Genomic DNA, 19,408 nt, shown 5'->3' with positions numbered 1-19,408 from the left:
GCGATGCGTCTCGAAGGATGAAAGCCACAGAGCTGGAGATTGCCCCAGTTTTCTCAGAACGGCCGGACGATCCCGACCCGCGGGATGATCGTGACGATCCAGCCAAACACGGTGGTTCTTCGATCATCCGTCGGGATCAACGGTACCTTATGCGAAGCGGGCAGCGTCTTCACCGCGTGCAGGATCAGGAACAGGCACACCGCCCAGTTCGAAATCCAGCGCGAATAGTCGAACACCATCGCGAACATCACGAGGTAAGCGGCGCTGACGAGGACGATCGCCGCGATCACGATGCGGCGATGCAGCTCGCTTGAAAGCGCGCCGATCAGCCGCGCGAAATATTGCCAGAGCGGCGTGTGCAGCCAGATCAACAGCGCAAACACCGGCAGGCCCAGCAGATTCGCGGGCATGCGCTCCCAGGTATCGTGGATTTCGCGCGCGAGCGGCTGATACCAGATGTAGACGAAAGCATCGGTGTATCTCGGCAGATCCTCCCGCGAGGTGTCGGCAATGCGGCTTTGCAGATGGGCGCTGAATTCGTTCGGGGATACCGTCATCGTTCCATAGAATTGCGCGGCGAAGAACAGCGCGGCGACGGCCAGCGCCGCTGTCATGCCGACGATGGCGTTCTGTCGCGTCAGGCCGACGACGAGGTAATGACGCAGCACCACGATGACGGCGATGGTCGGCACATACATCAGGAAATGGATGTGGTGAATCAGGAGCAGGACCATCGACGCCAGTGCGGCAGAGATCACGAAAGCGACCGAGCGCGCCGGCGCCAGCAACAGACAAATCGCAATCGCACAGCCATAGATGTCGAAATGCCCCAACGTATAGATGAAGTTCTTGAGGAAGAACGGCGATCCCGCAGTCAATACGAACAGCGGCAGCTGCGTACGCTCGGAGCCGAACGTCCGCCGGAATAATTGAACGTACAGGCCGGCCGTGATCAGCAACATCGCGCCGCCGAGCGCGAATACCGGCCATACCGGCATCTTGTGGACGAACAGGGACGCGATTGCGCCGATCAGCGCGCGCTTGGTGAAGCCGAAATGATAGTCGACCAGCAGATGGATGTAGGGGACATAGGGTACAAGCGTGATCTTGTAGAGAAAAACCCCGATCAGCACGGCGACATTGACGGCAACCATCAAGCGCCAGGGGTTTTTCGGTATCCGCAGATTCATTCGGCACCAAATTGATAAATCAGGTGCGGACTATCACATGGCGAAAGCGCAATGCGCAACGCGGTATTGTTCTCGGTGTCGTCCCGGCCAAGCGAAGCGCGAGCCGGGATCCATACGCCGCGGCGATCATTATTTTAGCACAATGGTCGATGGCTTCTTTCAACAACAGACGACTGGGGTTATGGGTCCCGGCGTTCGCCCATATGCGTTAAGATAGTGGGGATAGTGGGAACATTGTTTGATACTGACGTTTTCTTGGCGGCTCGCGGAGATGGCGTTGGAGGACCGATTTTGCTCGGCGCAGGCGGTCGATCGTGGGCTGTGGAATCACCGCTTGGAGCAGCGAGGCGATGAGATGCTGGAGCAGACGCCAGGCACCAGGCGGTGTCAGGCGGCTTCGACCAAGCGGGGAGAGTCCTCAAGTTCGTCGATGAGCGGCTCGAGCAGTAGAATAGTCAATAGATGAGCCAGCACATGAGGTCTGGCGGAGCGTTCGTCGATTCCTGGTGGTCCCTTGAGACCGATCAGGCTCTTTAGCCGTTTGAAGCCGAGTTCAATCCGCCATCGCAGGCGATAGAGTGCGAGAACATCCGCGGTCGCGAACTCTGTCGGCTTCAGTGAGGTCACCAGGATCACCCAATCTGCCGCGTCGAGCGTTTGCTTGGATATCTGATGGCCTCCGCGCTGGGCGGCCCGACGCGCCTTGCGTCGCGCCTCGGCAGCAGCATGCGCCGGCTTCTTGACCGCGACCAGACGCAAGGCGAGAGGCTCGCCGCTTTTGCGTTTTATCCAAATCGGCCGATCGATCAGCCCACGGGCCGCCGCCTTGCGCAACTCGGCGACGAGATCGAGCACATTGCCTTTACCATCGAGCCAGCACGCGCTCTTCCAACCAGCCCGGATCACGAAATCTCCGCCGGCTTCGATCACGCTCGCCATGCGATCCGGTTGCAAATAGGCACGGTCGCCAAGGCGAATCTCGCCCGCCACCACCGGTATCCGGTCGAGCGTCTCGCCCGCCTGCTGATCGGTCAGTTCGAAGTGGCCAAAGCGCTCCTGCGGAAGATCGAAGGCGCTGTGAATCCGCCACAACTCGTTCTTCTTTCTGGCGTCAGCTCCGTTCTTCGGCACTGTAGTGGCATCAACGATGCGGATGATCCGACCGCGGCTCGCTTGCGGGGCGGCGGCCGCAAGCATCTGACCCACCAGCAACGCGAGCCAGTCTCCGCACTGACGCAAGCGATACAGCAGCGCCACGCTCGAAATATCGACAAGGCCCACCGATGTCGCCCAGGCCGCAGTCGACCGCAACCCCCGCTCGCCCAGACAATAGGCCAGGATCACGCGCAGCAAATCCACCGCGTTGGTGATCTCTCGCGGACGCAAAAACGCTTTCGTCTCGCGCGCCGTCACCTTGAGCGTTTCCACCCCGCCAAGCCGGGCGACAACATTCTTCCAGTCTTCGTTCACAAGCGATTCGTGTCTCATGACACTTTGGAATCACAGACGATTCCGCGCCGCAAGACTATTTTAACGCCTATGGGCGTTCGCCGGGACGACGATCTATTACAAAATAAACCGGCTCAAATCGGCATTCTTGGCGAGATCGCCGACGTGCTTCTGCACATAGTCGGCATCGACCTGGATGGTCTCGCCGTGACGGTCAGGTGCTGCGAACGAAATTTCGTCGAGCACGCGCTCCATCACGGTCTGCAGCCGCCGCGCGCCGATGTTTTCCACCGTGGAATTGACGGCGACCGCGATGTCCGCCAGCGCGTCGATGGCGCTGTCAGTGATGTCCAATGTCACGCCCTCGGTCTTCAGCAGCGCGACATATTGCTTGATCAATGAGGCTTCCGGCTCGGTCAGGATGCGGCGCATGTCGTCACGCGACAGCGCTTCTAGTTCGACGCGGATCGGCAACCGGCCCTGCAATTCCGGCAACAAATCCGATGGTTTTGCGATGTGGAACGCGCCGGAGGCGATAAACAGGATGTGGTCGGTCTTGACCGCGCCGTGCTTGGTCGAGACGGTGGTGCCCTCGATCAGCGGCAGCAGGTCGCGCTGCACGCCCTCGCGCGAGACGTCGCCGCCGACGCGGCCATCGCGGACGCAGATCTTGTCGATCTCGTCGAGGAACACGATGCCATTGTTCTCGACCGCGTTGATCGCTTCCAGCACCAGCTGATCGCTGTCCAGCAGCTTGTCGGATTCCTCGTTGACGAGGATCTCGTGCGAGCCCTCGACCGTCAGGCGGCGGGTTTTGGTGCGCCCGCCCATCTTGCCAAAGATATCGCCGATCGAGATCGCGCCCATCTGGGCGCCGGGCATGCCCGGGATTTCGAACATCGGCATGCCGCCGGAAGATTGCGTCTCGATCTCGATTTCCTTGTCGTTGAGTTCGCCGGCGCGCAGCTTCTTGCGGAAGGCATCGCGGGTCGCGGGACTGGAGCCGGGCCCGACCAGCGCGTCGAGCACGCGGTCTTCGGCCGCGAGCTGGGCGCGGGCTTGCACATCCTTGCGCTTGCGCTCGCGGGTCTGTGAGATTGCGACTTCGACGAGGTCACGGATGATCTGTTCGACGTCACGGCCGACATAGCCGACCTCGGTGAACTTCGTGGCCTCGACCTTGATGAACGGCGCGCCGGCGAGCTTGGCCAGCCGCCGCGCGATCTCGGTCTTGCCGACGCCGGTCGGCCCGATCATCAGGATGTTTTTCGGCAGCACCTCCTCGCGCAAGGAACCGGTGAGCTGCAGCCGGCGCCAGCGGTTGCGCAAGGCGATGGAGACCGCGCGCTTGGCGTCGGACTGGCCGACGATAAAACGGTCGAGTTCGGAAACGATTTCGCGGGGGGAGAAGTCGGTCATAGGTCCTAGTTAGGGTTCGAATGTTGCGAGAACAAGCCGCATTTAATCGGATTCATTCAAGGCATCAAATGATCGGCGGCCCGGCCTGCCATTGCTTGATCGCCTCAAAGGGGTGGATCAGCATGATGATGTTCAAAGTGAGATTGTCGCGGATGTGAAGCGCCATCACGAGTTCGAACAACAGCGCCAACGCGATCGTGATCGCGACCGGGAGCTTTCTGGCCAGCAAAAACCCCAAAACCATGGCCAGCGTATCGGAGATCGAATTGACGATGGTGTCGCCAAAATAATCCAGCGAGATCGTGCCGGCGCGGTAGCGGTTGATGATCCAGTTCGAGTTCTCGACCAGCTCCCAGCCGCCTTCCACCAGCATGGCGATGATCAGGCGGCCCGGCCAGGCAAGACGCGGGAAGGCGAGGAAGGCCGCGCCGTAAAACAGAAAGCCGTGCAGGATATGCGACAGCGTGTACCAGTCGGTAATGTGCTGCGAGTTTTCCGAGCTTTGCACCACGCCGTGCCAGAGTTTGACATAGCCGCAGGCGCAGATCGGCAGCCGGCCCATCGCGTAGAGGGTCGAGGCCTGCACGGCGAGGATGCAGGCCGCGATCGCCAGCCAGTGCCAGGCCGAAAGACCGTTGAAGACGGGAGGTTTGTCAGCGGAGTTGCCGGAGGTCATGGGTTGCGGACCATCAGAAGGGCTGCGCCATCGGGCGTATCCACCATGCGGACTTTTTCGAACCCGGCATTTTCATAGGCGCGCACCGCGCGGCGGTTGGCGGGATCGGGATCGGTGACGATGCGCGGCGCGCCGTCTCTCAGCCGGTCGTCGACGAAGGCGCGAATGAACGCCGAACCATGGCCGCGCGCGATCATGGCGGGCTCGCCAATGAAGAGATCGATGCCACGCGTACCCTCTGGATGCGCCCCAAAACCTGAATTCCACGCGGTCAGGTCATAACACTGGATGTAGCCGAAATCGCTGCCGGTTGCTGCGACGACATATTGATCCATTGCCGGCTCCGCGAGGTCGCCGCTGACCAGGGCATATTGCTCGTCCGGATCGCCCCACCATTCCCGGACATGGGGTTTTGCGAGCCACTGCCCGATTAGCGGTAGGTCGGCTGTCGTCATCCGGCGGAAGGCATAGAGCGCCGCCATGCTTCGCCGCCCTCCTACAGCGTTTCAATCGTCACGTTCCGGTTGGTGTATACGCAGATGTCGGCGGCGATATCCAGCGCACGGCGTACGATGGTCTCGGCATCCTTGTCGCTGTCGACCAGCGCCCGCGCCGCCGCCAGGGCGTAATTGCCGCCCGAGCCGATCGCCATCACCCCGGCCTCCGGCTCCAGCACGTCGCCGGTGCCGGTCAGGACCAGCGACACATCCTTGTCGGCGACGATCATCATCGCCTCCAGCCGGCGTAAGTAGCGGTCGGTACGCCAGTCCTTGGCAAGCTCGACCGCCGCCCGGGTCAATTGCCCCGGATATTGCTCCAGTTTGCTCTCCAGCCGCTCGAACAACGTGAAGGCGTCGGCCGTGGCGCCGGCAAAGCCGCCGATCACGTCGCCCTTGCCCAGTTTGCGGACCTTTTTAGCGTTGGATTTGATGACGGTCTGGCCGATCGAGACCTGGCCGTCGCCGCCGATCACCACCTTGCCGCCCTTGCGGACAGTCAAAATCGTGGTGCCGTGCCAGACCGGCAGCTCGTTCTGTGATGCTTGCATAGGAAACCCTCGTGTCCGGCCAGATTTAGGGATTCGCGGGAGGGGTTACAATCGCGCGATTCACCCCGGATTCTGGTCACCATAGGGGGAAGTTCGGTCTCCAAAAGCGTCGTCCCGCAGTAGCGAAGGCGACATCGGCCTGTTAAAAGGGCCGCGTTTTCGGCCAAAGATCGATTAAGGGCCGACAGGGAAAGCACTTTTCATGCGCACGGCGACCATCAAGCGCAAGACCAAGGAGACCGACATCGAGGTAGCGGTAAACCTCGATGGGTCAGGCATATCCAAGGTTTCGACCGGTATCGGCTTCTTCGACCACATGCTGGATTTGCTGGCCCGGCATTCGCGCATCGACATCACGGTGAAGGCGGACGGCGACCTGCATGTCGACCACCACCACACCACCGAAGACGTCGGGATCGCGCTGGGACAAGCCATGAAACAGGCGCTCGGCACCATGGCCGGCATCACCCGCTATGCCTCGATCCATATGCCGATGGACGAGACGCTGTCGCGTGTCGTGATCGACATTTCCGGCCGCCCGGTGCTGGTGTTCAAGGTCGATTTTCCGCGCGACAAGGTCGGCCAATTCGACACCGAACTGGTGCGCGAATGGTTCAACGCCTTCACCATCAATGCCGGCGTGACTTTGCACGTCGAGACCCTATATGGCGAGAACAGCCATCATATCGCCGAATCCTGCTTCAAGGGTCTGGCAAGGGCGCTTCGGGCCGCGGTCGCCATCGATCCACGCGCCGCGGGTGAAGTGCCTTCCACCAAGGGTCAGCTCGGCGGCTGATTTTCGAGCATGATCCGGAAAAGTGGGAACCGGTTTTCCGAAAAGATCATGCTCAATAGAACAGTTTTCATCGGCGGAGAGTGACGATGCCGGTCTATACAGTGCATGCCCCCGTGGCCAGCGGCGCCGATCTTGCGGCGGCCGACAAGTTCACGTTCGTGCGCGACGGTTTCCATTTCTGGGCCGCGGTCTTGAGCGGGCTGTGGCTGATCTGGCACCGGCTGTGGCTGGCGCTGCTCGGCTGGATCGTCATGACGGCTGCCGTCGAAATCGGACTGGCACAGCTCGGGGCCGGCCGCGGCGCGATCATGCTCGCCAATATGTTGATCGCGATCCTGATGGGGTTCGAAGCGGCCAGCCTGCAGCGCTGGACGCTGTCGCGGCGCAAATGGCGCCAGCTCGACATCGTGGTCGCCGATCACGAGGAGGCGGCCGAGCGGCGCTTCTTCGACCGCTGGACCGCCCGGCAACGTGGCCTCGCCAACGACCAATGGGCGGTCGATCGCGGTGGGCCGCCGCCGACCCGCAATATTCCGGGCCAGCCGTTCTCAAAGCCGCCGCCGCCGTTGCCGCAGGGTGGCATCATCGGATTATTTCCGGAGCCGGGAGGGTCACGATGAGCGTAGCGATCATCGATTACGGCTCCGGCAATCTGCACTCGGCGGCCAAGGCTTTCGAGCGCGCCGCGCGCAGCATGGAGAATCCGCAGAAGATCGTGGTGACGCGCGATCCCGAAGTGGCGTTCCGCGCCGATCGCATCGTGCTGCCCGGCGTCGGCGCCTTCGCCGATTGCCGCAGGGGACTGGATGCAGTCGACGGCATGCTCGAGGCGATGACCGAAGCGGTGCGGGTCAAGGCGCGGCCGTTCTTCGGCATCTGTGTCGGCATGCAGCTGATGGCGACGCGCGGCAAGGAACACGTCACCACCAACGGATTCGACTGGATCGCAGGCGACGTCGAAAAGATTTCGCCGCGCGAGGAAAACCTGAAAATTCCGCACATGGGCTGGAACACGCTCGACATGATCCGCGAGCACCCGGTGCTGGAGCGGCTGCCGCTGGGGCCGAAGGGCCGCCACGCCTATTTCGTGCACTCCTATCACCTCAACGCCTCGAATGAGGCCGACGTGCTGGCGCGTGCCGATTACGGCGGGCCGGTGACGGCGATGGTCGGCAAGGACACCGCTGTCGGCACCCAGTTTCACCCGGAAAAGAGCCAGCGCTTTGGGCTGGCGCTGATTTCGAACTTTTTGAAGTGGAAGCCGTGATCCTTTTTCCCGCCGTCGACCTGAAGAACGGCCAGTGCGTGCGCCTCGAACAGGGCGACATGGCGCGTGCGACGGTGTTCAACCTCGATCCGGCGGCGCAGGCGCGCGCCTTCGCCGCCCAGGGGTTCGAATATCTGCACGTCGTCGACCTCGACGGCGCCTTTGCCGGCAAGCCGATGAACGCGATGGCGGTCGAGGCGATGCTGAAGGCGGTCACCATGCCGGTGCAGCTCGGCGGCGGCATCCGCGATCTCAAAACGGTTGAGGCCTGGCTCGACAAGGGCATTGCGCGCGTGATCATCGGCACCGCCGCGGTGCGCGATCCCGAACTGGTCAAAAGTGCTGCGAAAAAATTCCCCGGCCGCGTCGCCGTCGGTCTTGACGCGCGCGACGGCAAGGTCGCGGTCGAAGGCTGGGCCGAGACCTCGCAGGTGACCGCGCTCGAAATCGCGCAGCGATTCGAGGATGCCGGCGTCGCCGCGATCATTTTTACCGACATCGCGCGCGACGGCCTGCTCAAGGGCCTCAACCTCGATGCGACCATCGCGCTTGCCGAGCGGATCTCGATTCCCGTCATTGCCTCGGGCGGCTTTGCCTCGATCGAGGATGTGAAGGCGCTGCTGGCGCCGCGTGCCAAAAAGCTCGCGGGCGCCATCGCCGGCCGCGCGCTCTATGACGGCCGCCTCGATCCCACAGCTGCCCTGGCGCTGATCCGCACCGCGCGCGCCGCGGCTTAGGAGACCGTCCATGTTCAAGGTCCGCGTGATCCCCTGCCTCGACGTCAAGGACGGCCGCGTGGTCAAGGGCGTCAACTTCGTCGATCTGCGCGACGCCGGCGATCCCGTCGAAGCGGCGATTGCGTACGACGCCGCCGGCGCCGACGAGCTCTGCTTTCTCGACATCACCGCGACCCACGAAAACCGCGGCACCATGCTGGACGTGGTGCGGCGGACCGCGGAAGCCTGCTTCATGCCGCTGACCGTCGGCGGCGGGGTTCGCACCATCGACGATATCCGCACGCTGCTGCGGTCCGGCGCCGACAAGGTCTCGATCAACTCCGCCGCCGTCAGCCGCCGGGAATTCGTCAAGGAGGGCGCGGAAAAGTTCGGCGAGCAATGCATCGTGGTCGCGATCGACGCCAAGCGCGTCAAGCGCGGCGGCGGTTCGGACCGCTGGGAGATATTCACCCATGGCGGCCGCAATTCCACCGGGATCGACGCCATCGAATATGCCCAAGAAGTGGTCTCGCTCGGCGCTGGTGAAATTCTGCTGACCTCGATGGACCGCGACGGCACCCGGCAGGGTTTCGACCTGCCGCTGACGCAGGCGGTCGCCGACAGTGTTCCCGTACCGGTAATCGCATCCGGCGGCGTCGGCAATCTCGACCATCTCGTGGACGGCATCCGCCAGGGGCACGCCACCGCGGTGCTGGCGGCGTCGATTTTCCACTTCGGAGAATTTACCATACGTGAGGCCAAGGATCACATGGTGCGCGCCGGGCTGCCGATGCGGCTCGATCCCTGACGACTCCCCGTCGCAAAAGTGCTAAGGCGGTTTGGGGATGGCGTCCGGTCGTTGCGGGCGCATTTGTTTGAGTGCAGTTGATGCCGCGTTTTACGGTCCATGATCTGGCCGCCACCATCGATGCTCGCGCAGCGTCGGGAGGAGAGGCGTCCTACACAAGAAAGCTGCTCGACAAGGGCGCGGAGCACTGCGCCAAGAAATTCGGCGAAGAGGCGGTGGAAACCGTGATCGCCGCGGTCGAGAACGACCGCGATCACCTGATCGCCGAAAGTGCCGATCTGTTGTTTCACCTGCTGGTGCTGCTGAAATCGCGCGGCGTGAAGCTTGAAGAGGTCGAGGCCGCGCTGGCGCAGCGCACGAGCATGACCGGTCTGGAAGAGAAAGCCGCGCGCAAGCGCGATTAGTTCATCAAGGGCGACGCCATGGATATTCGGGCACCGGAGCAGCAGTACAATCCCTACCGGATTTTCACGCGCGATCAGTGGGCGCGGTTGCGCGACGACACGCCGATGACGCTGGAGCCCGGCGAATTCGAGCGGTTGCGTTCGATGCATGACCGGCTCGACCTGCAAGAGGTCGAGGACATCTTCCTGCCGCTGTCCCGCCTGTTGTCGATCTATGTCGATGCGACCCACCGGCTCTATCAGGCGCAACGCCAGTTCCTCGGCATCCGGGATCGCAAGGTGCCCTATATCATCGGCGTCGCCGGTTCCGTGGCGGTAGGCAAATCGACCACCGCGCGCGTGCTGCAGGCGCTGCTGGCCCGCTGGTCGCCGCGGCCGAAGGTCGATCTGGTGACGACCGACGGTTTCCTGTTCCCGAATGCGGCGCTGGAGCGGCAGGGCCTGATGCAGAAGAAGGGCTTTCCCGAAAGCTACGACCTGCCGATGCTGCTGTCGTTCCTCAGCGACATCAAGGCGGGAAGGCGGCCGGTGCGCGCGCCGGTCTATTCGCATTTGACCTACGACATCGTCCCGAACGAATGGATCGAGGTCGACCGTCCCGACATCCTGATCGTCGAGGGCGTCAACGTGCTGCAGACCGGCCGGTTGCCGCGCGACGGAAAGGCGATTCCGGTGGTCTCCGACTTCTTCGACTTCTCGGTCTATATCGACGCTGACGAGCCGGTGCTGCGCCAGTGGTATGTGCGGCGCTTCCTGGCGCTGCGCGACACCGCGTTCACCGATCCCAGGTCGTATTTCCACCGCTACGCCCCGCTCTCGGACGAAGAAGCAACCGCCACCGCCCTCGCCATCTGGGAACGCACCAACCTTGCCAATCTCGAGGACAACATCCTGCCGACGCGGCCGCGCGCGACGCTGATCCTCAAAAAGGGCGCCGACCACGTGGTCGAATCGGTGGCGCTGCGGCGGCTGTAGGCGCACCAAGCAATCCATACATCCGCGCAAGAAGTATGGATTGCTTCGTCGCTTTGCTCCTCGCAATGACGTGAAGCGATCACGCTGCGAGATGCCGCGACGCGGCGAGGCCCGCGAGCGCCTCGGTCAGTTTTTCGCGATCGAGCGGCTTGATCAGGAAACCGTCCATGCCGGACTCGAAGCAGGCGTAGCGGTCTTCCACCAGCGTGTTGGCGGTGAGCGCCAGAATCGGCGTGCGGCGTCCCGACTGTGCAGCCTCCAGGTCACGAATCCGCTTGGTGGTTTCGATGCCGTTGAGTTGCGGCATCTGGATGTCCATCAAGACCAGATCGTAGGCGGCACCGGCGGATTTCGCCGACAGCCAGGATTCCAGCGCCTCTTCGCCATTGGTGGTGATGACGGCGTGATGCCCGAGCCGGCCGAGCAGCGAGCGCATCAACAAAGCATTGATCTCATTGTCTTCGGCGACCAGGATCGAAAGCCCCTTGCTCGGCGGCGTGGCTGCTTTCTCCGCCTCGTCGGCAGGCACGATCGGGGTTTCGCCGGCAAGGCTGGACGCTGGAATCTCGGGTGTCGCGGTCAGGCGCGCGGCGAGCGAGGCGGCGCGCACCGGTTTGACCAGATAGCCGGTGAAGGCGGACGCCGCGGATAGTTGCAGTTCATGCCGCGTCGCCGGCGTGAACATCACGATCCGATGCATCGCGTGAAGGCGCGCCGCTTCGCCGAGTTTTTCGATCCCGGCGGTGCCCAGCGCATGATCGATCAGGACCGCCTGCCACGAACGCTCGGGCAACAGCGCCAGCGCGACGTCGACATCCCCGACCATGCAGGTCTGGCCGCCCCAGCGCTGCAGCCGCCGCGCCGTCAGCGACGCTTCGATGCTCTCCGATGAAACCAGCATGATCGATTGGCCGGTTAGATCCGGTGCTGCGAAAGTCTTTTGCTCGCCGCCGGCGGCAACCACGAGCGGGATCGATACCTCGAACGTCGAGCCGATGCCGGGCGTGCTTTCCAGCGTGATGCGGCCGCCCATGCGCTTGACGATGCGTTCGGAGATGCTCAAGCCAAGCCCAGTGCCGCCATAGCTGCGCGCGATGCGATCGTCGGCCTGTTCGAACTCGCGGAAAATCCGCTGCTGCGCCTCGGGCGCGATGCCGATGCCGGTGTCGCGCACCAGAAAACTGATTTCGTTGGGCCAGATGCCGGGCTCGACGATCAGCGCGACGCCGCCGGTAGAGGTGAACTTGATGGCGTTGCCGGCGAGATTGAGCAGCACCTGGCGCAGCCGCGCTGCGTCGCCGATCACCTGCGTCGGCAGCCGCTCGTCGATGTAGGCGGCGATCTCGATCTTCCTGGCCTCCGCGCGCGGCGCCAGCAACTCGGTGATGTCCTCGATCAGCACCGAGAGCGGGAACGGGCGATGCTCCAGATCGATCTTGCCGGCTTCGATCTTGGAATAATCCAGCAATTCCTCGATCAGCGCGAGCAGCGCGTCACCCGAGGTTTTCACCGCCTTGGCGTAGGTGGTCTGCTCCGGCGTCAGCGGCGTATCCATCAACAGGCCGCTCATGCCGATGATGCCGTTCAGCGGCGTGCGGATTTCGTGGCTGGCCATCGCGAGGAATCGCGACTTGGCGCGGTTCGCGGCATCGGCCTGGTCGCGGGCCTCGGCCAGCGCGCGTTCGCTCTCGGTGCGGTCGGTGACGTCGCGGCCGACGCTTTGCATTTCCGCAGGGCTCCCCGCATCGTGGCGGACCAGGCCTTCGCGCCAGGCGATCCATCGCGGCCCCACGGGGCCTGCGACTTTTTGATCGTGGATGCGGGTGCCGTTGGATTCCAGCGCGGTGTCGCCCTGTTCGAGGATGGTGAGCGTGGCGCGACTGCCGATCAGGGCGCTGCGCGGCATCTCGGCCAGTTCGCAATAGGCATCGTTGACGTAGCTGATGCGGCCATCGGCATCGCGCAGCACGATCAGATCGCCCTGCGATTCGAACAGGCGGCGGGCGCGCGCTTCGGCCTCCTGCAATTCCCAGTTTCGATCGGCCAGCGCTTCATTGTGCAGGGCGATCCGGCGCATCTTCCGGCGCATCAGGCGCAGCCGGACACTTAAGGTAACGAGCGCGACGCAGGCGATCGCGAACAGGAAACTGGTGCCGATCGCAAAAGCCTGCGGGTCATATCCGGAGACTTCCGTCCGGCTGCCGGCAATGAAGCCATAAGCGCCGCCGAACGTGGCGGAGAAGATCATGAACGAGCGCAGGGCGAAGGCGATCCACGGATGGCGGCGCCCGAAGCGGCGTAGGCCTATCTTGATCCGGAACGTTCGCCCCATCGCCAATGTCCCTGAGATGCTCGCCCGAAATTGAGGCGGTGTGATCCGCTTTATATGTTGTGGAGACGATGCGTCGGCGACACTTGCAAAGTGCTTGAAGGCGGCTGCGATTGCGCCTTGCGATGCGAACAGGGTTGATGAAACGTTAACGGCTCAAAGGGACGCCGCAGTGAGGCGGTGCCCGCCGCGGGCGCCGACGATGAGCGCGGCGGCGTCGCGCGCCGAAAACGTCCTCGAGCGCACAAAAATCTGGTAATCGGCGGGTCCATCCTGCGAAAGGTAGATGAGCGGCTCGGACGCCGCCGGATTTTGCGAGATCGCGACCAATTGGGGCAGCGCGCTGGTTTCGCAGGCACCGGCCTCGGCATCGTCGATATCGTCGATGACGGTGAAATCGGCGTCGGTGACGTTGTCGGTAATCTGGACCCGCACGGTCGCGAGCCGTGGGTCGCGGGTGAAGCCGACGTGAAGCTGGGCTTGCCAGGCGAGCGGGGCGATCTGCACCGAAGTGCCGGCAACCTCGATGCAGGGCTTTGGACCCGGCAGCAACTCGCCGCGCGCGAATACGGCGGTAACGGCCAACGGAACAACCGAGGCCAGAATCTTGAAACGCAACATGGGACGCTACTCACTCGACATAGGCCCGTGACGACGGGCTTATGGTTGGCAGAGCGTAAACAAAACTCGTTACCGCCGGGTTTATGCTGGGGCATGGCGAAGTTCGGATTCAATTTTCAAATAGCTGGGACACTTGAGGAACCGTCATTGCGAGCGAAGCGAAGCAATCCATCGCGCCGCAAAGAAAGAATGGACTGCTTCGTCGCTTCGCTCCTCGCAATGACGGTCCAAAACGCAGTTTCCCGATCCCGCGGCGCGATGCGCCCGAGTGGTGCAAGGAATCTCTCGCCCCCATCAAGAAGAGGGCGCAGGGAATGCCGGGTGCGCGCTGCACCCGCGGTCTCGTGTGCAAGATGCACAAAGAAATGCGCACACGAGCATACAGGTTCAGCGGAGACACTCCGGCATCCCCCGCGCAATGGCTTTACGGCTTATGCCGTGCTCTCCCCGGCGACGAATTCGTCTTGTCACCGTCGTCAGCGGATTAAAGGTTTCGCCGAACCCGGTCGGGCCAACAAAGACCTCCGCGAACTTGACACCAGCAACGGGTGCCAGGACCACACGGTTTTGCCGTACGCTTCAGCGCCGTTCGTCTGCGCGCTCTGAATGGCTCACGGAAAACCGCCCTGCGATCAGTTCGCGCGCCGACGCTGCCGCGTCCACCGCATCTCACCGCGCGTTCGTGACGACTCGCGATCCGCCCCTCAGTGGGTGAGACGGGCGGAGAGAAACCACTGATTTGCCCGACGGCCAAAGCGAAATATTTTTGCAAATGGGGCTGGACAGGTTTTCGGTGCGCGGACTGATTTGCCCGTCGGGCAATTTGTCGCGGCCAAAATATCGGGGTGGACGGGGCGGCCCGCCGGGACGGCTTGCGTGGTGCCGAAGGACGAATTCGCGACTGCGCGTCCGGCGCAGTCCATAGGGCACCAACCGCAACCTGGATGTTTCCGCTTTTTGTATCTGGAACGCAAGACTCTGGTGATCGTTCAGTGGCACCATCCACCGACGCTCGTGGGCATCAGACGGAGCACGATTTACGCCGCGCGCCGCAAATCTTCCGCCAGCGCGCGATACGACAACGCTTCCGCCAGATGCAGCCGGCCGATTTTTTCCGCGCCATCGAGATCGGCGAGCGTGCGCGCGACGCGCAGCACGCGGTGATAGCCGCGCGCGGTCAGCTTCATGGTCTCGGCGGCGTCGCGCAGCAGTTTTTGGCCATGACTGTCGGGCTGCGCGATGGTTTCCAACAGCGACGCCGGCGCCTCGGCATTGGTGCGGACATGCGGCATGCCGGCGGCGGCGTAGCGCGCGAGCTGGATGTCGCGCGCCGCGGCAACTCTTGCGGCGACTTCGGCGGAGCCTTCGCTCGGCGGCGGCAGGATCAGATCGGCGGCGGTCACCGCCGGCACCTCGATGCGCAGATCGATGCGATCCATCAGCGGGCCCGAGATGCGCATCTGATAGTCCGCGGTGCAGCGGTCGATCCGGCCGCGCTTGCAGGAATAGCCGGGTTCATAGGCATGGCCGCAGCGGCACGGGTTCATCGCCGCGACCAGCATGAAGCGCGCCGGATACGTGACGCGATGATTGGCGCGGGACACCGCGACCTCGCCGTTCTCCAGCGGCTGACGCAGCGAATCCAGCACGCGCGGATCGAACTCCGGCAATTCGTCGAGGAACAGCACGCCCTGATGCGCCAGCGAGATCTCGCCGGGTTTGGCGCGCATGCCGCCGCCGGTCAGGGCGGCCATGCTGGCGGAATGATGGGGTGAGCGGAACGGCCGCCGTGCGGTCAACGCGCCGTCGCGGATTTCGCCGGCGACGGAGGCGATCATCGAGACCTCCAGCAGTTCCGACGGCGACAGCGGCGGCAGGATCGAGGGCAGCCGCGCCGCCAGCATCGATTTGCCGGCGCCGGGCGAGCCGATCATCAAGAGATGATGCCCGCCGGCCGCCGCAATCTCGAGCGCGCGCTTGGCGCTCTCCTGACCCTTGATGTCGCGGAGATCGAGCAGCGTCTCCTCGCGCTCATGCACTCTCGGCTGCGGCCGCGACAGCACCTGGGTGCCTTTAAAATGGTTGGCGATCTGGATCAGCGACTTTGCCGCGATGATCTGGATGTCGGGGCTGGCCCAGGCCGCCTCCGAGCCGCAGGCCGCGGGACAGATCAGCCCCTCGTCGCGCGAATTGGCGCCGATCGCCGCCGGCAGCACGCCCGCGACCGGCGCGATCGAGCCATCGAGCCCGAGTTCGCCCAATACCGTGAAGCCGGAAAGCGCGTCGGGCGGGATCGCGCCGATGGCCGCCATCAGGCCGAGCGCGATCGGAAGATCGTAATGGCTGCCTTCCTTCGGTAAATCGGCCGGCGCCAGGTTGACGGTGATCCGCCGCGCCGGCAGCGCCAGCCCCGAGGCGATCAGCGCCGAGCGCACCCGCTCGCGCGCCTCCGAAACCGCCTTGTCGGGCAGGCCGACAATGGCAAAGGCGGGCAGCCCGGGCGCGACCTGCACCTGCACGTCGACCGCGCGGGCCTCGATCCCCTCAAAAGCCACGGTGGAAACGCGTTGGACCATGCTGCCCCTCGAACGCAATCGAGGGTAGCGGAAGGTTCGAAGGCTGGCAAGAACATTAAGGGAACATGTTGAGGCAGCCCGCGAAAGCAGCGGAGTAGTCAAAAAGGCCCAAAAGCGATCGGGGCTTTTATCTCAAGCCGCTTCGGCCATCAGCTTTTTGGCTGCCTGCGTCAGGAGTCCTGATCGCGTGTAGCCGTGAGCTTCCGCATATTTGTCAATCTGCTCCAGAACATCTCCGGGCAAAGTGACGTTGACGCCAACGGCTTTTGGTTGCTCGCTCTTCATCGAAACCAGAATAGCCACGCCAGTTCGGTTGTCCGGATCGGACATAATCTCTTCCGGGGCCGAAGGCTCGGGGACAGCTTCTTCGTCCTCCACCAAGCCTTCGATATGCAGAGCGAGAGCTTCCTCAGCCATGGCGCGCGCATCATCCAGGGTGATGCCTGCGGTGACGACGCCCGGAAAATCCGGAAAGGAAACGCCAAAGTGGCTGGCGGCGTCCTTATGGATAAGACCGATGTAGTTAGGCATGGCTCTCACCTCAGCTTCAGGCCTGACTGCTTCTCAATACTTTTCAGTGTCCCAACCGGAATGTCCCGTTCGGGGTGGGGAACAGTGACGCGGAGAAGCATTTGCGCCGCTATCTGACGGAGTTTGACTTTCGTGCGCGTTGCGTTGGCCTGCTCGATCAGGATAAGGCCGAAGACATGGTCGGAAAGCGGCTAACGGATAGCTCGGACTCCCCAGCTGAAACAAGGCGACCAAATGAAGAATGTCTAGCCCCCCTAGTAGCGAATCAGGATTCGATATAGATTCGCGATATGTCAAGTCTCCCGTCGGCTCGACCAAAGCTAACTTGGAAGGTTCCACTCCCCGGTGGACAGAGGCGTCTTCGGGAGGCGGTTCTGTATGTCTCCCAGAAATGCGAGACGGCCCCATTCTTCGGCAAGGTGAAACTGAACAAGATCATTTGGCGAGCCGACTTTGATTCCTTTGCCCAAAGGGGCCAGCCCGTCACAGGCCGACAATACCAACGCTTAAGGCAGGGCCCAGCCCCTGTGGAAATGTTGCCCGTTCTCAACGATCTTCTGGCCGAGGGGCTATTGGCTATAAAGCTCGTCCCTCAGGGCAATCACGACGAGCAGCGTCCCGTTGCCCTAGAGAAGCCGGTGCTCAATCTATTTAGCCTACAGGACTTGGAATACCTGGACCGGGCAATTTCGATCTACTGGGAGAAGACCGGAACAGAAGTTAGCGATATTTCGCACGGAGCCGCTTGGAAATCGCGTGAGGATGGCGAGCCTATGCCTTACGAATTGGCATATTTGTCGGACGAGCCTTTAGGGAGAGGCCAAAAAGCGAAGCTTCTAAAGCTTGCGACTACCTACGGCTGGAACAGCCAATAAGTGCGTCAGATTATCGAAGGCGAATACTTCGCAGTTTGCGTCGAAAGACTCGGCGGCTATAGGGCCATAGATCACGCGCTCGAAACGATTATCGAAGCGCTTATGCAGAACCCTGGATTTCCGCTCACTGAGAACGACTGGTGCAAGATCCGCTATGCTCGAACAGCCATGATCGAGGCGTACATACCCCCGTTGGTAGTGGCGTTCACGATCACAGACGACAATGACGTAATTCTACAGTGGGCTGAAATCGCCGATGATTCAGAAACGCCAGACTTCTCAGCTTGAAAGGTTCAAGCAGGCCGCCCGCGACCTTGAAACGGACGACGACGAAAAACCCTTCAACGAAACCCTTGGCAAGAGAGCACGAGCAAAATTGGCGACGCGGGCCGTGGTCCACGCCTCTGATTGTGCGGTTCACAATGCGCCGGCTATGCCGCCGGGGCCGTGTACGTGTGGAGCAGGGAAAGCTGGCAAATGATCCCGCGAGTCATCGCGCGATCATTCAGCTTGTACTCGGGACGCGGACCATCAAAGCCGATATCGGTTAGTCCGATCTCGCGCATTCGGTCGAACCGGAACAGCTTCCAATTGACGTGCTCGTTCGATGCCGAGGCCCCGTCGATCTGAAAGGCGCGCAGCAGGACCTGCCCTGCTGAGCCATAACCGAGTGCATGACACTCGATCATCCTTGTTCCGGGTTCGTACCAAATCTTAACGAGCTTTCGCTCGTTGATCGCCGTTTCAAGCAAGTCACGCATGCCAAATCTCCGTGGCAATGCGAGGGCCGACTCTTGACCGGTCTCCCGGATCATGGGACGATTCGGGTGCTGATAGGCCCGTCGTCGACCCTCTGAGGTTGATACGGAACCAGACTACGAAGCCGCTTTGGGTTGCCGCCCTTGGCGGCTTCTTCATTTGGTTCATCCAACGCGAAACACTCGCGCCGAACAGGTGCAAGTCTCGGATGACTCCGTATCGCCCGTCAAGGCGTAGCGGTTAATAGAATGATAAATACTAAATGTGGGGGATTTCTGGGGAAAGCCCATCAGTTGCAGGGCTAAGTATCTACACTTTCTTGCGAATCTGGGTTTGGGCCCTGTGTGCGCTCACGAACGTTACACGGATAGGTACGCCGCCCTCAGTTCAGCCTCGAACCCGCCACAGCAACCACCGTATTGGTGGCCTGCGGCTGCTCCAGCATCTTCAGCGCGGCATCGAGGCCGTTGCGCAGATTGATGGCGGCGTTTTGGCTGCAGCGGATCCGGCCGCTTGAGATGAACTTCACTTCGGTGCTGCCGTCCGGCTTGGGCACGAGAATCCGGGTCGCCAGTTCCACCTCGACGGCGCCATTCATGGTGCCGTAGGCGCCGACGATGTCGAAATAGACCAGCGGGGCCAGGGCGCCGGTGTCTTCATAGATGAGATCGGCCGGTTTGGTGGTGGTTTGGTCAGCCAATGGGACTCTCCCGACGTGCGATTCGCGGATGATCTCCACTTACGCCAGTCGGGGCGCCATCCCTAGCCTTGGGTTGGGTTCTGCGGCCTCTTGCTGCTTCAAGCCGAATAGTGCCCGACGGCGGCGGCGATATCGAAGGCAGCCGCGCTGCCAGCATCGATTTGCCCGCGCCGGGTGAGCCGATGATAGAGATGAGGTGGCCAATTAATCCTGGATCAAAAGGTCACCACATCATCCGATCGATTGGGCGGATGGCGAGTGCAGAAATA

22 protein-coding genes and 1 pseudogene are annotated in these 19,408 nt (G+C 62.4%); 9 read left to right on the top strand and 14 right to left on the bottom strand.

What is annotated here, in order from left to right:
* Window positions 1-53 precede the first annotated feature (53 nt).
* The 6 genes from NL528_RS01050 to hslV form a co-directional block, all read right to left on the bottom strand.
* On the bottom strand, window positions 54-1,190 hold the full coding sequence (locus NL528_RS01050) for a hypothetical protein (protein WP_309180913.1): 1,137 nt from the start codon (window positions 1,188-1,190) through the stop codon (window positions 54-56).
* Window positions 1,191-1,577: 387 nt separating this feature from the next.
* Window positions 1,578-2,678 carry a transposase gene (locus NL528_RS01045; RefSeq protein ID WP_309180912.1) on the bottom strand — a complete coding sequence of 367 codons (1,101 nt, stop codon included), beginning with the start codon at window positions 2,676-2,678 and terminating at the stop codon, window positions 1,578-1,580.
* A 78-nt stretch (window positions 2,679-2,756) separates the two neighbouring features.
* The gene (gene hslU / locus NL528_RS01040) at window positions 2,757-4,058 is read right to left on the bottom strand and encodes an ATP-dependent protease ATPase subunit HslU (RefSeq protein ID WP_309180911.1); all 1,302 of its coding nucleotides are present in this window, start codon (window positions 4,056-4,058) and stop codon (window positions 2,757-2,759) included.
* 64 nt (window positions 4,059-4,122) lie between these two features.
* Window positions 4,123-4,734, bottom strand: a complete 612-nt coding sequence (locus NL528_RS01035; protein WP_334398600.1) for a DUF2585 domain-containing protein — start codon at window positions 4,732-4,734, stop codon at window positions 4,123-4,125.
* Entirely contained in the window at window positions 4,731-5,216 is a 486-nt protein-coding gene (locus NL528_RS01030; protein ID WP_309180910.1) for a GNAT family N-acetyltransferase, read from the bottom strand. The genes NL528_RS01035 and NL528_RS01030 overlap by 4 nt, the downstream gene beginning before the upstream one ends.
* Window positions 5,217-5,230: 14 nt before the next feature.
* Window positions 5,231-5,782, bottom strand: coding sequence for an ATP-dependent protease subunit HslV (hslV, locus tag NL528_RS01025; protein WP_074272092.1), 552 nt, complete (start codon window positions 5,780-5,782; stop codon window positions 5,231-5,233).
* A gap of 202 nt (window positions 5,783-5,984) precedes the next feature.
* On the opposite strand from hslV, the gene hisB reads away from it, so the two are divergent.
* The 7 genes from hisB to coaA all read left to right on the top strand — a co-directional run bounded on the left by hisB (window position 5,985) and on the right by coaA (window position 10,748).
* Window positions 5,985-6,578: an imidazoleglycerol-phosphate dehydratase HisB gene (gene hisB / locus NL528_RS01020; RefSeq protein ID WP_309180909.1), complete on the top strand. Its 594-nt coding sequence runs from the start codon at window positions 5,985-5,987 to the stop codon at window positions 6,576-6,578.
* 86 nt (window positions 6,579-6,664) lie between these two features.
* On the top strand, window positions 6,665-7,198 hold the full coding sequence (locus tag NL528_RS01015) for a DUF2628 domain-containing protein (protein WP_309180908.1): 534 nt from the start codon (window positions 6,665-6,667) through the stop codon (window positions 7,196-7,198).
* The gene (gene hisH / locus NL528_RS01010; protein ID WP_074272095.1) at window positions 7,195-7,845 is read left to right on the top strand and encodes an imidazole glycerol phosphate synthase subunit HisH; all 651 of its coding nucleotides are present in this window, start codon (window positions 7,195-7,197) and stop codon (window positions 7,843-7,845) included. The genes NL528_RS01015 and hisH overlap by 4 nt, the downstream gene beginning before the upstream one ends.
* Window positions 7,833-8,582, top strand: coding sequence for a 1-(5-phosphoribosyl)-5-[(5-phosphoribosylamino)methylideneamino]imidazole-4-carboxamide isomerase (gene hisA / locus NL528_RS01005; protein WP_309180907.1), 750 nt, complete (start codon window positions 7,833-7,835; stop codon window positions 8,580-8,582). The genes hisH and hisA overlap by 13 nt, the downstream gene beginning before the upstream one ends.
* A 10-nt stretch (window positions 8,583-8,592) precedes the next feature.
* On the top strand, window positions 8,593-9,369 hold the full coding sequence (gene hisF / locus NL528_RS01000) for an imidazole glycerol phosphate synthase subunit HisF (RefSeq protein WP_309180906.1): 777 nt from the start codon (window positions 8,593-8,595) through the stop codon (window positions 9,367-9,369).
* Window positions 9,370-9,449: 80 nt separating this feature from the next.
* The gene (locus NL528_RS00995) at window positions 9,450-9,773 is read left to right on the top strand and encodes a phosphoribosyl-ATP diphosphatase (protein WP_309180905.1); all 324 of its coding nucleotides are present in this window, start codon (window positions 9,450-9,452) and stop codon (window positions 9,771-9,773) included.
* A gap of 18 nt (window positions 9,774-9,791) precedes the next feature.
* The gene (coaA, locus tag NL528_RS00990) at window positions 9,792-10,748 is read left to right on the top strand and encodes a type I pantothenate kinase (protein ID WP_309180904.1); all 957 of its coding nucleotides are present in this window, start codon (window positions 9,792-9,794) and stop codon (window positions 10,746-10,748) included.
* 79 nt (window positions 10,749-10,827) lie between these two features.
* Here the strand turns inward: coaA and NL528_RS00985 are convergent, their stop codons facing one another.
* From NL528_RS00985 to NL528_RS00965, 5 genes and pseudogenes are all read right to left on the bottom strand, one after another.
* A complete protein-coding gene (locus NL528_RS00985; protein WP_309180903.1) occupies window positions 10,828-13,080 on the bottom strand; it encodes a response regulator in 2,253 nt (750 codons plus the stop codon).
* Window positions 13,081-13,233: 153 nt separating this feature from the next.
* On the bottom strand, window positions 13,234-13,698 hold the full coding sequence (locus NL528_RS00980; protein WP_309180902.1) for a hypothetical protein: 465 nt from the start codon (window positions 13,696-13,698) through the stop codon (window positions 13,234-13,236).
* Between the two features lie 1,037 nt (window positions 13,699-14,735).
* A complete protein-coding gene (locus NL528_RS00975) occupies window positions 14,736-16,274 on the bottom strand; it encodes a YifB family Mg chelatase-like AAA ATPase (protein WP_309180901.1) in 1,539 nt (512 codons plus the stop codon).
* A gap of 132 nt (window positions 16,275-16,406) precedes the next feature.
* Window positions 16,407-16,805, bottom strand: a complete 399-nt coding sequence (locus tag NL528_RS00970; RefSeq protein ID WP_309180900.1) for a type II toxin-antitoxin system HicB family antitoxin — start codon at window positions 16,803-16,805, stop codon at window positions 16,407-16,409.
* A 5-nt stretch (window positions 16,806-16,810) separates the two neighbouring features.
* Window positions 16,811-16,897 (bottom strand): annotated as a pseudogene (locus tag NL528_RS00965) (type II toxin-antitoxin system HicA family toxin); the annotation flags it as partial.
* Window positions 16,898-17,095: 198 nt separating this feature from the next.
* On the opposite strand from NL528_RS00965, the gene NL528_RS00955 reads away from it, so the two are divergent.
* Together NL528_RS00955 and NL528_RS00950 are read left to right on the top strand one after the other, a co-directional pair.
* Entirely contained in the window at window positions 17,096-17,680 is a 585-nt protein-coding gene (locus NL528_RS00955; RefSeq protein WP_309180899.1) for a Panacea domain-containing protein, read from the top strand.
* Complete coding sequence (locus NL528_RS00950) at window positions 17,681-17,968, top strand: hypothetical protein (RefSeq protein WP_309180898.1); 288 nt, start codon at window positions 17,681-17,683, stop codon at window positions 17,966-17,968.
* Window positions 17,969-18,111: 143 nt separating this feature from the next.
* Here the strand turns inward: NL528_RS00950 and NL528_RS00945 are convergent, their stop codons facing one another.
* The 3 genes from NL528_RS00945 to NL528_RS46875 all read right to left on the bottom strand — a co-directional run bounded on the left by NL528_RS00945 (window position 18,112) and on the right by NL528_RS46875 (window position 19,296).
* A complete protein-coding gene (locus NL528_RS00945) occupies window positions 18,112-18,441 on the bottom strand; it encodes a hypothetical protein (RefSeq protein WP_309180897.1) in 330 nt (109 codons plus the stop codon).
* A gap of 380 nt (window positions 18,442-18,821) precedes the next feature.
* Window positions 18,822-19,139 (bottom strand): hypothetical protein, encoded by a 318-nt coding sequence (locus tag NL528_RS00940; protein WP_309180896.1) that lies wholly within the window; start codon window positions 19,137-19,139, stop codon window positions 18,822-18,824.
* Window positions 19,132-19,296, bottom strand: a complete 165-nt coding sequence (locus NL528_RS46875) for a hypothetical protein (RefSeq protein WP_375143973.1) — start codon at window positions 19,294-19,296, stop codon at window positions 19,132-19,134. Before NL528_RS46875 ends, NL528_RS00940 begins: the two co-directional genes overlap by 8 nt.
* Window positions 19,297-19,408: the final 112 nt, after the last annotated feature.

This window comes from Bradyrhizobium sp. Ash2021, assembly GCF_031202265.1.
GTDB lineage: Bacteria > Pseudomonadota > Alphaproteobacteria > Rhizobiales > Xanthobacteraceae > Bradyrhizobium.
The sequence above is the reverse complement of the archived record's forward strand: the minus strand, read 5'-3'. Positions and strand labels throughout refer to the sequence as shown.

Excerpts from the sequence above, each read along its gene's own strand:
- NL528_RS01050 (WP_309180913.1), bottom strand. The coding sequence starts at position 1,190 with ATGAATCTGCGGATACCGAAAAACCCCTGGCGCTTGATGGTTGCCGTC.
- NL528_RS01045 (WP_309180912.1), bottom strand. The coding sequence starts at position 2,678 with ATGAGACACGAATCGCTTGTGAACGAAGACTGGAAGAATGTTGTCGCC.
- hslU (WP_309180911.1), bottom strand. The coding sequence starts at position 4,058 with ATGACCGACTTCTCCCCCCGCGAAATCGTTTCCGAACTCGACCGTTTT.
- NL528_RS01035 (WP_334398600.1), bottom strand. The coding sequence starts at position 4,734 with ATGACCTCCGGCAACTCCGCTGACAAACCTCCCGTCTTCAACGGTCTT.
- NL528_RS01030 (WP_309180910.1), bottom strand. The coding sequence starts at position 5,216 with ATGGCGGCGCTCTATGCCTTCCGCCGGATGACGACAGCCGACCTACCG.
- hslV (WP_074272092.1), bottom strand. The coding sequence starts at position 5,782 with ATGCAAGCATCACAGAACGAGCTGCCGGTCTGGCACGGCACCACGATT.
- hisB (WP_309180909.1), top strand. The coding sequence starts at position 5,985 with ATGCGCACGGCGACCATCAAGCGCAAGACCAAGGAGACCGACATCGAG.
- NL528_RS01015 (WP_309180908.1), top strand. The coding sequence starts at position 6,665 with ATGCCGGTCTATACAGTGCATGCCCCCGTGGCCAGCGGCGCCGATCTT.
- hisH (WP_074272095.1), top strand. The coding sequence starts at position 7,195 with ATGAGCGTAGCGATCATCGATTACGGCTCCGGCAATCTGCACTCGGCG.
- hisF (WP_309180906.1), top strand. The coding sequence starts at position 8,593 with ATGTTCAAGGTCCGCGTGATCCCCTGCCTCGACGTCAAGGACGGCCGC.
- NL528_RS00995 (WP_309180905.1), top strand. The coding sequence starts at position 9,450 with ATGCCGCGTTTTACGGTCCATGATCTGGCCGCCACCATCGATGCTCGC.
- coaA (WP_309180904.1), top strand. The coding sequence starts at position 9,792 with ATGGATATTCGGGCACCGGAGCAGCAGTACAATCCCTACCGGATTTTC.
- NL528_RS00985 (WP_309180903.1), bottom strand. The coding sequence starts at position 13,080 with ATGGGGCGAACGTTCCGGATCAAGATAGGCCTACGCCGCTTCGGGCGC.
- NL528_RS00980 (WP_309180902.1), bottom strand. The coding sequence starts at position 13,698 with ATGTTGCGTTTCAAGATTCTGGCCTCGGTTGTTCCGTTGGCCGTTACC.
- NL528_RS00975 (WP_309180901.1), bottom strand. The coding sequence starts at position 16,274 with ATGGTCCAACGCGTTTCCACCGTGGCTTTTGAGGGGATCGAGGCCCGC.
- NL528_RS00970 (WP_309180900.1), bottom strand. The coding sequence starts at position 16,805 with ATGCCTAACTACATCGGTCTTATCCATAAGGACGCCGCCAGCCACTTT.
- NL528_RS00955 (WP_309180899.1), top strand. The coding sequence starts at position 17,096 with ATGTCAAGTCTCCCGTCGGCTCGACCAAAGCTAACTTGGAAGGTTCCA.
- NL528_RS00945 (WP_309180897.1), bottom strand. The coding sequence starts at position 18,441 with ATGCGTGACTTGCTTGAAACGGCGATCAACGAGCGAAAGCTCGTTAAG.
- NL528_RS46875 (WP_375143973.1), bottom strand. The coding sequence starts at position 19,296 with ATGCTGGCAGCGCGGCTGCCTTCGATATCGCCGCCGCCGTCGGGCACT.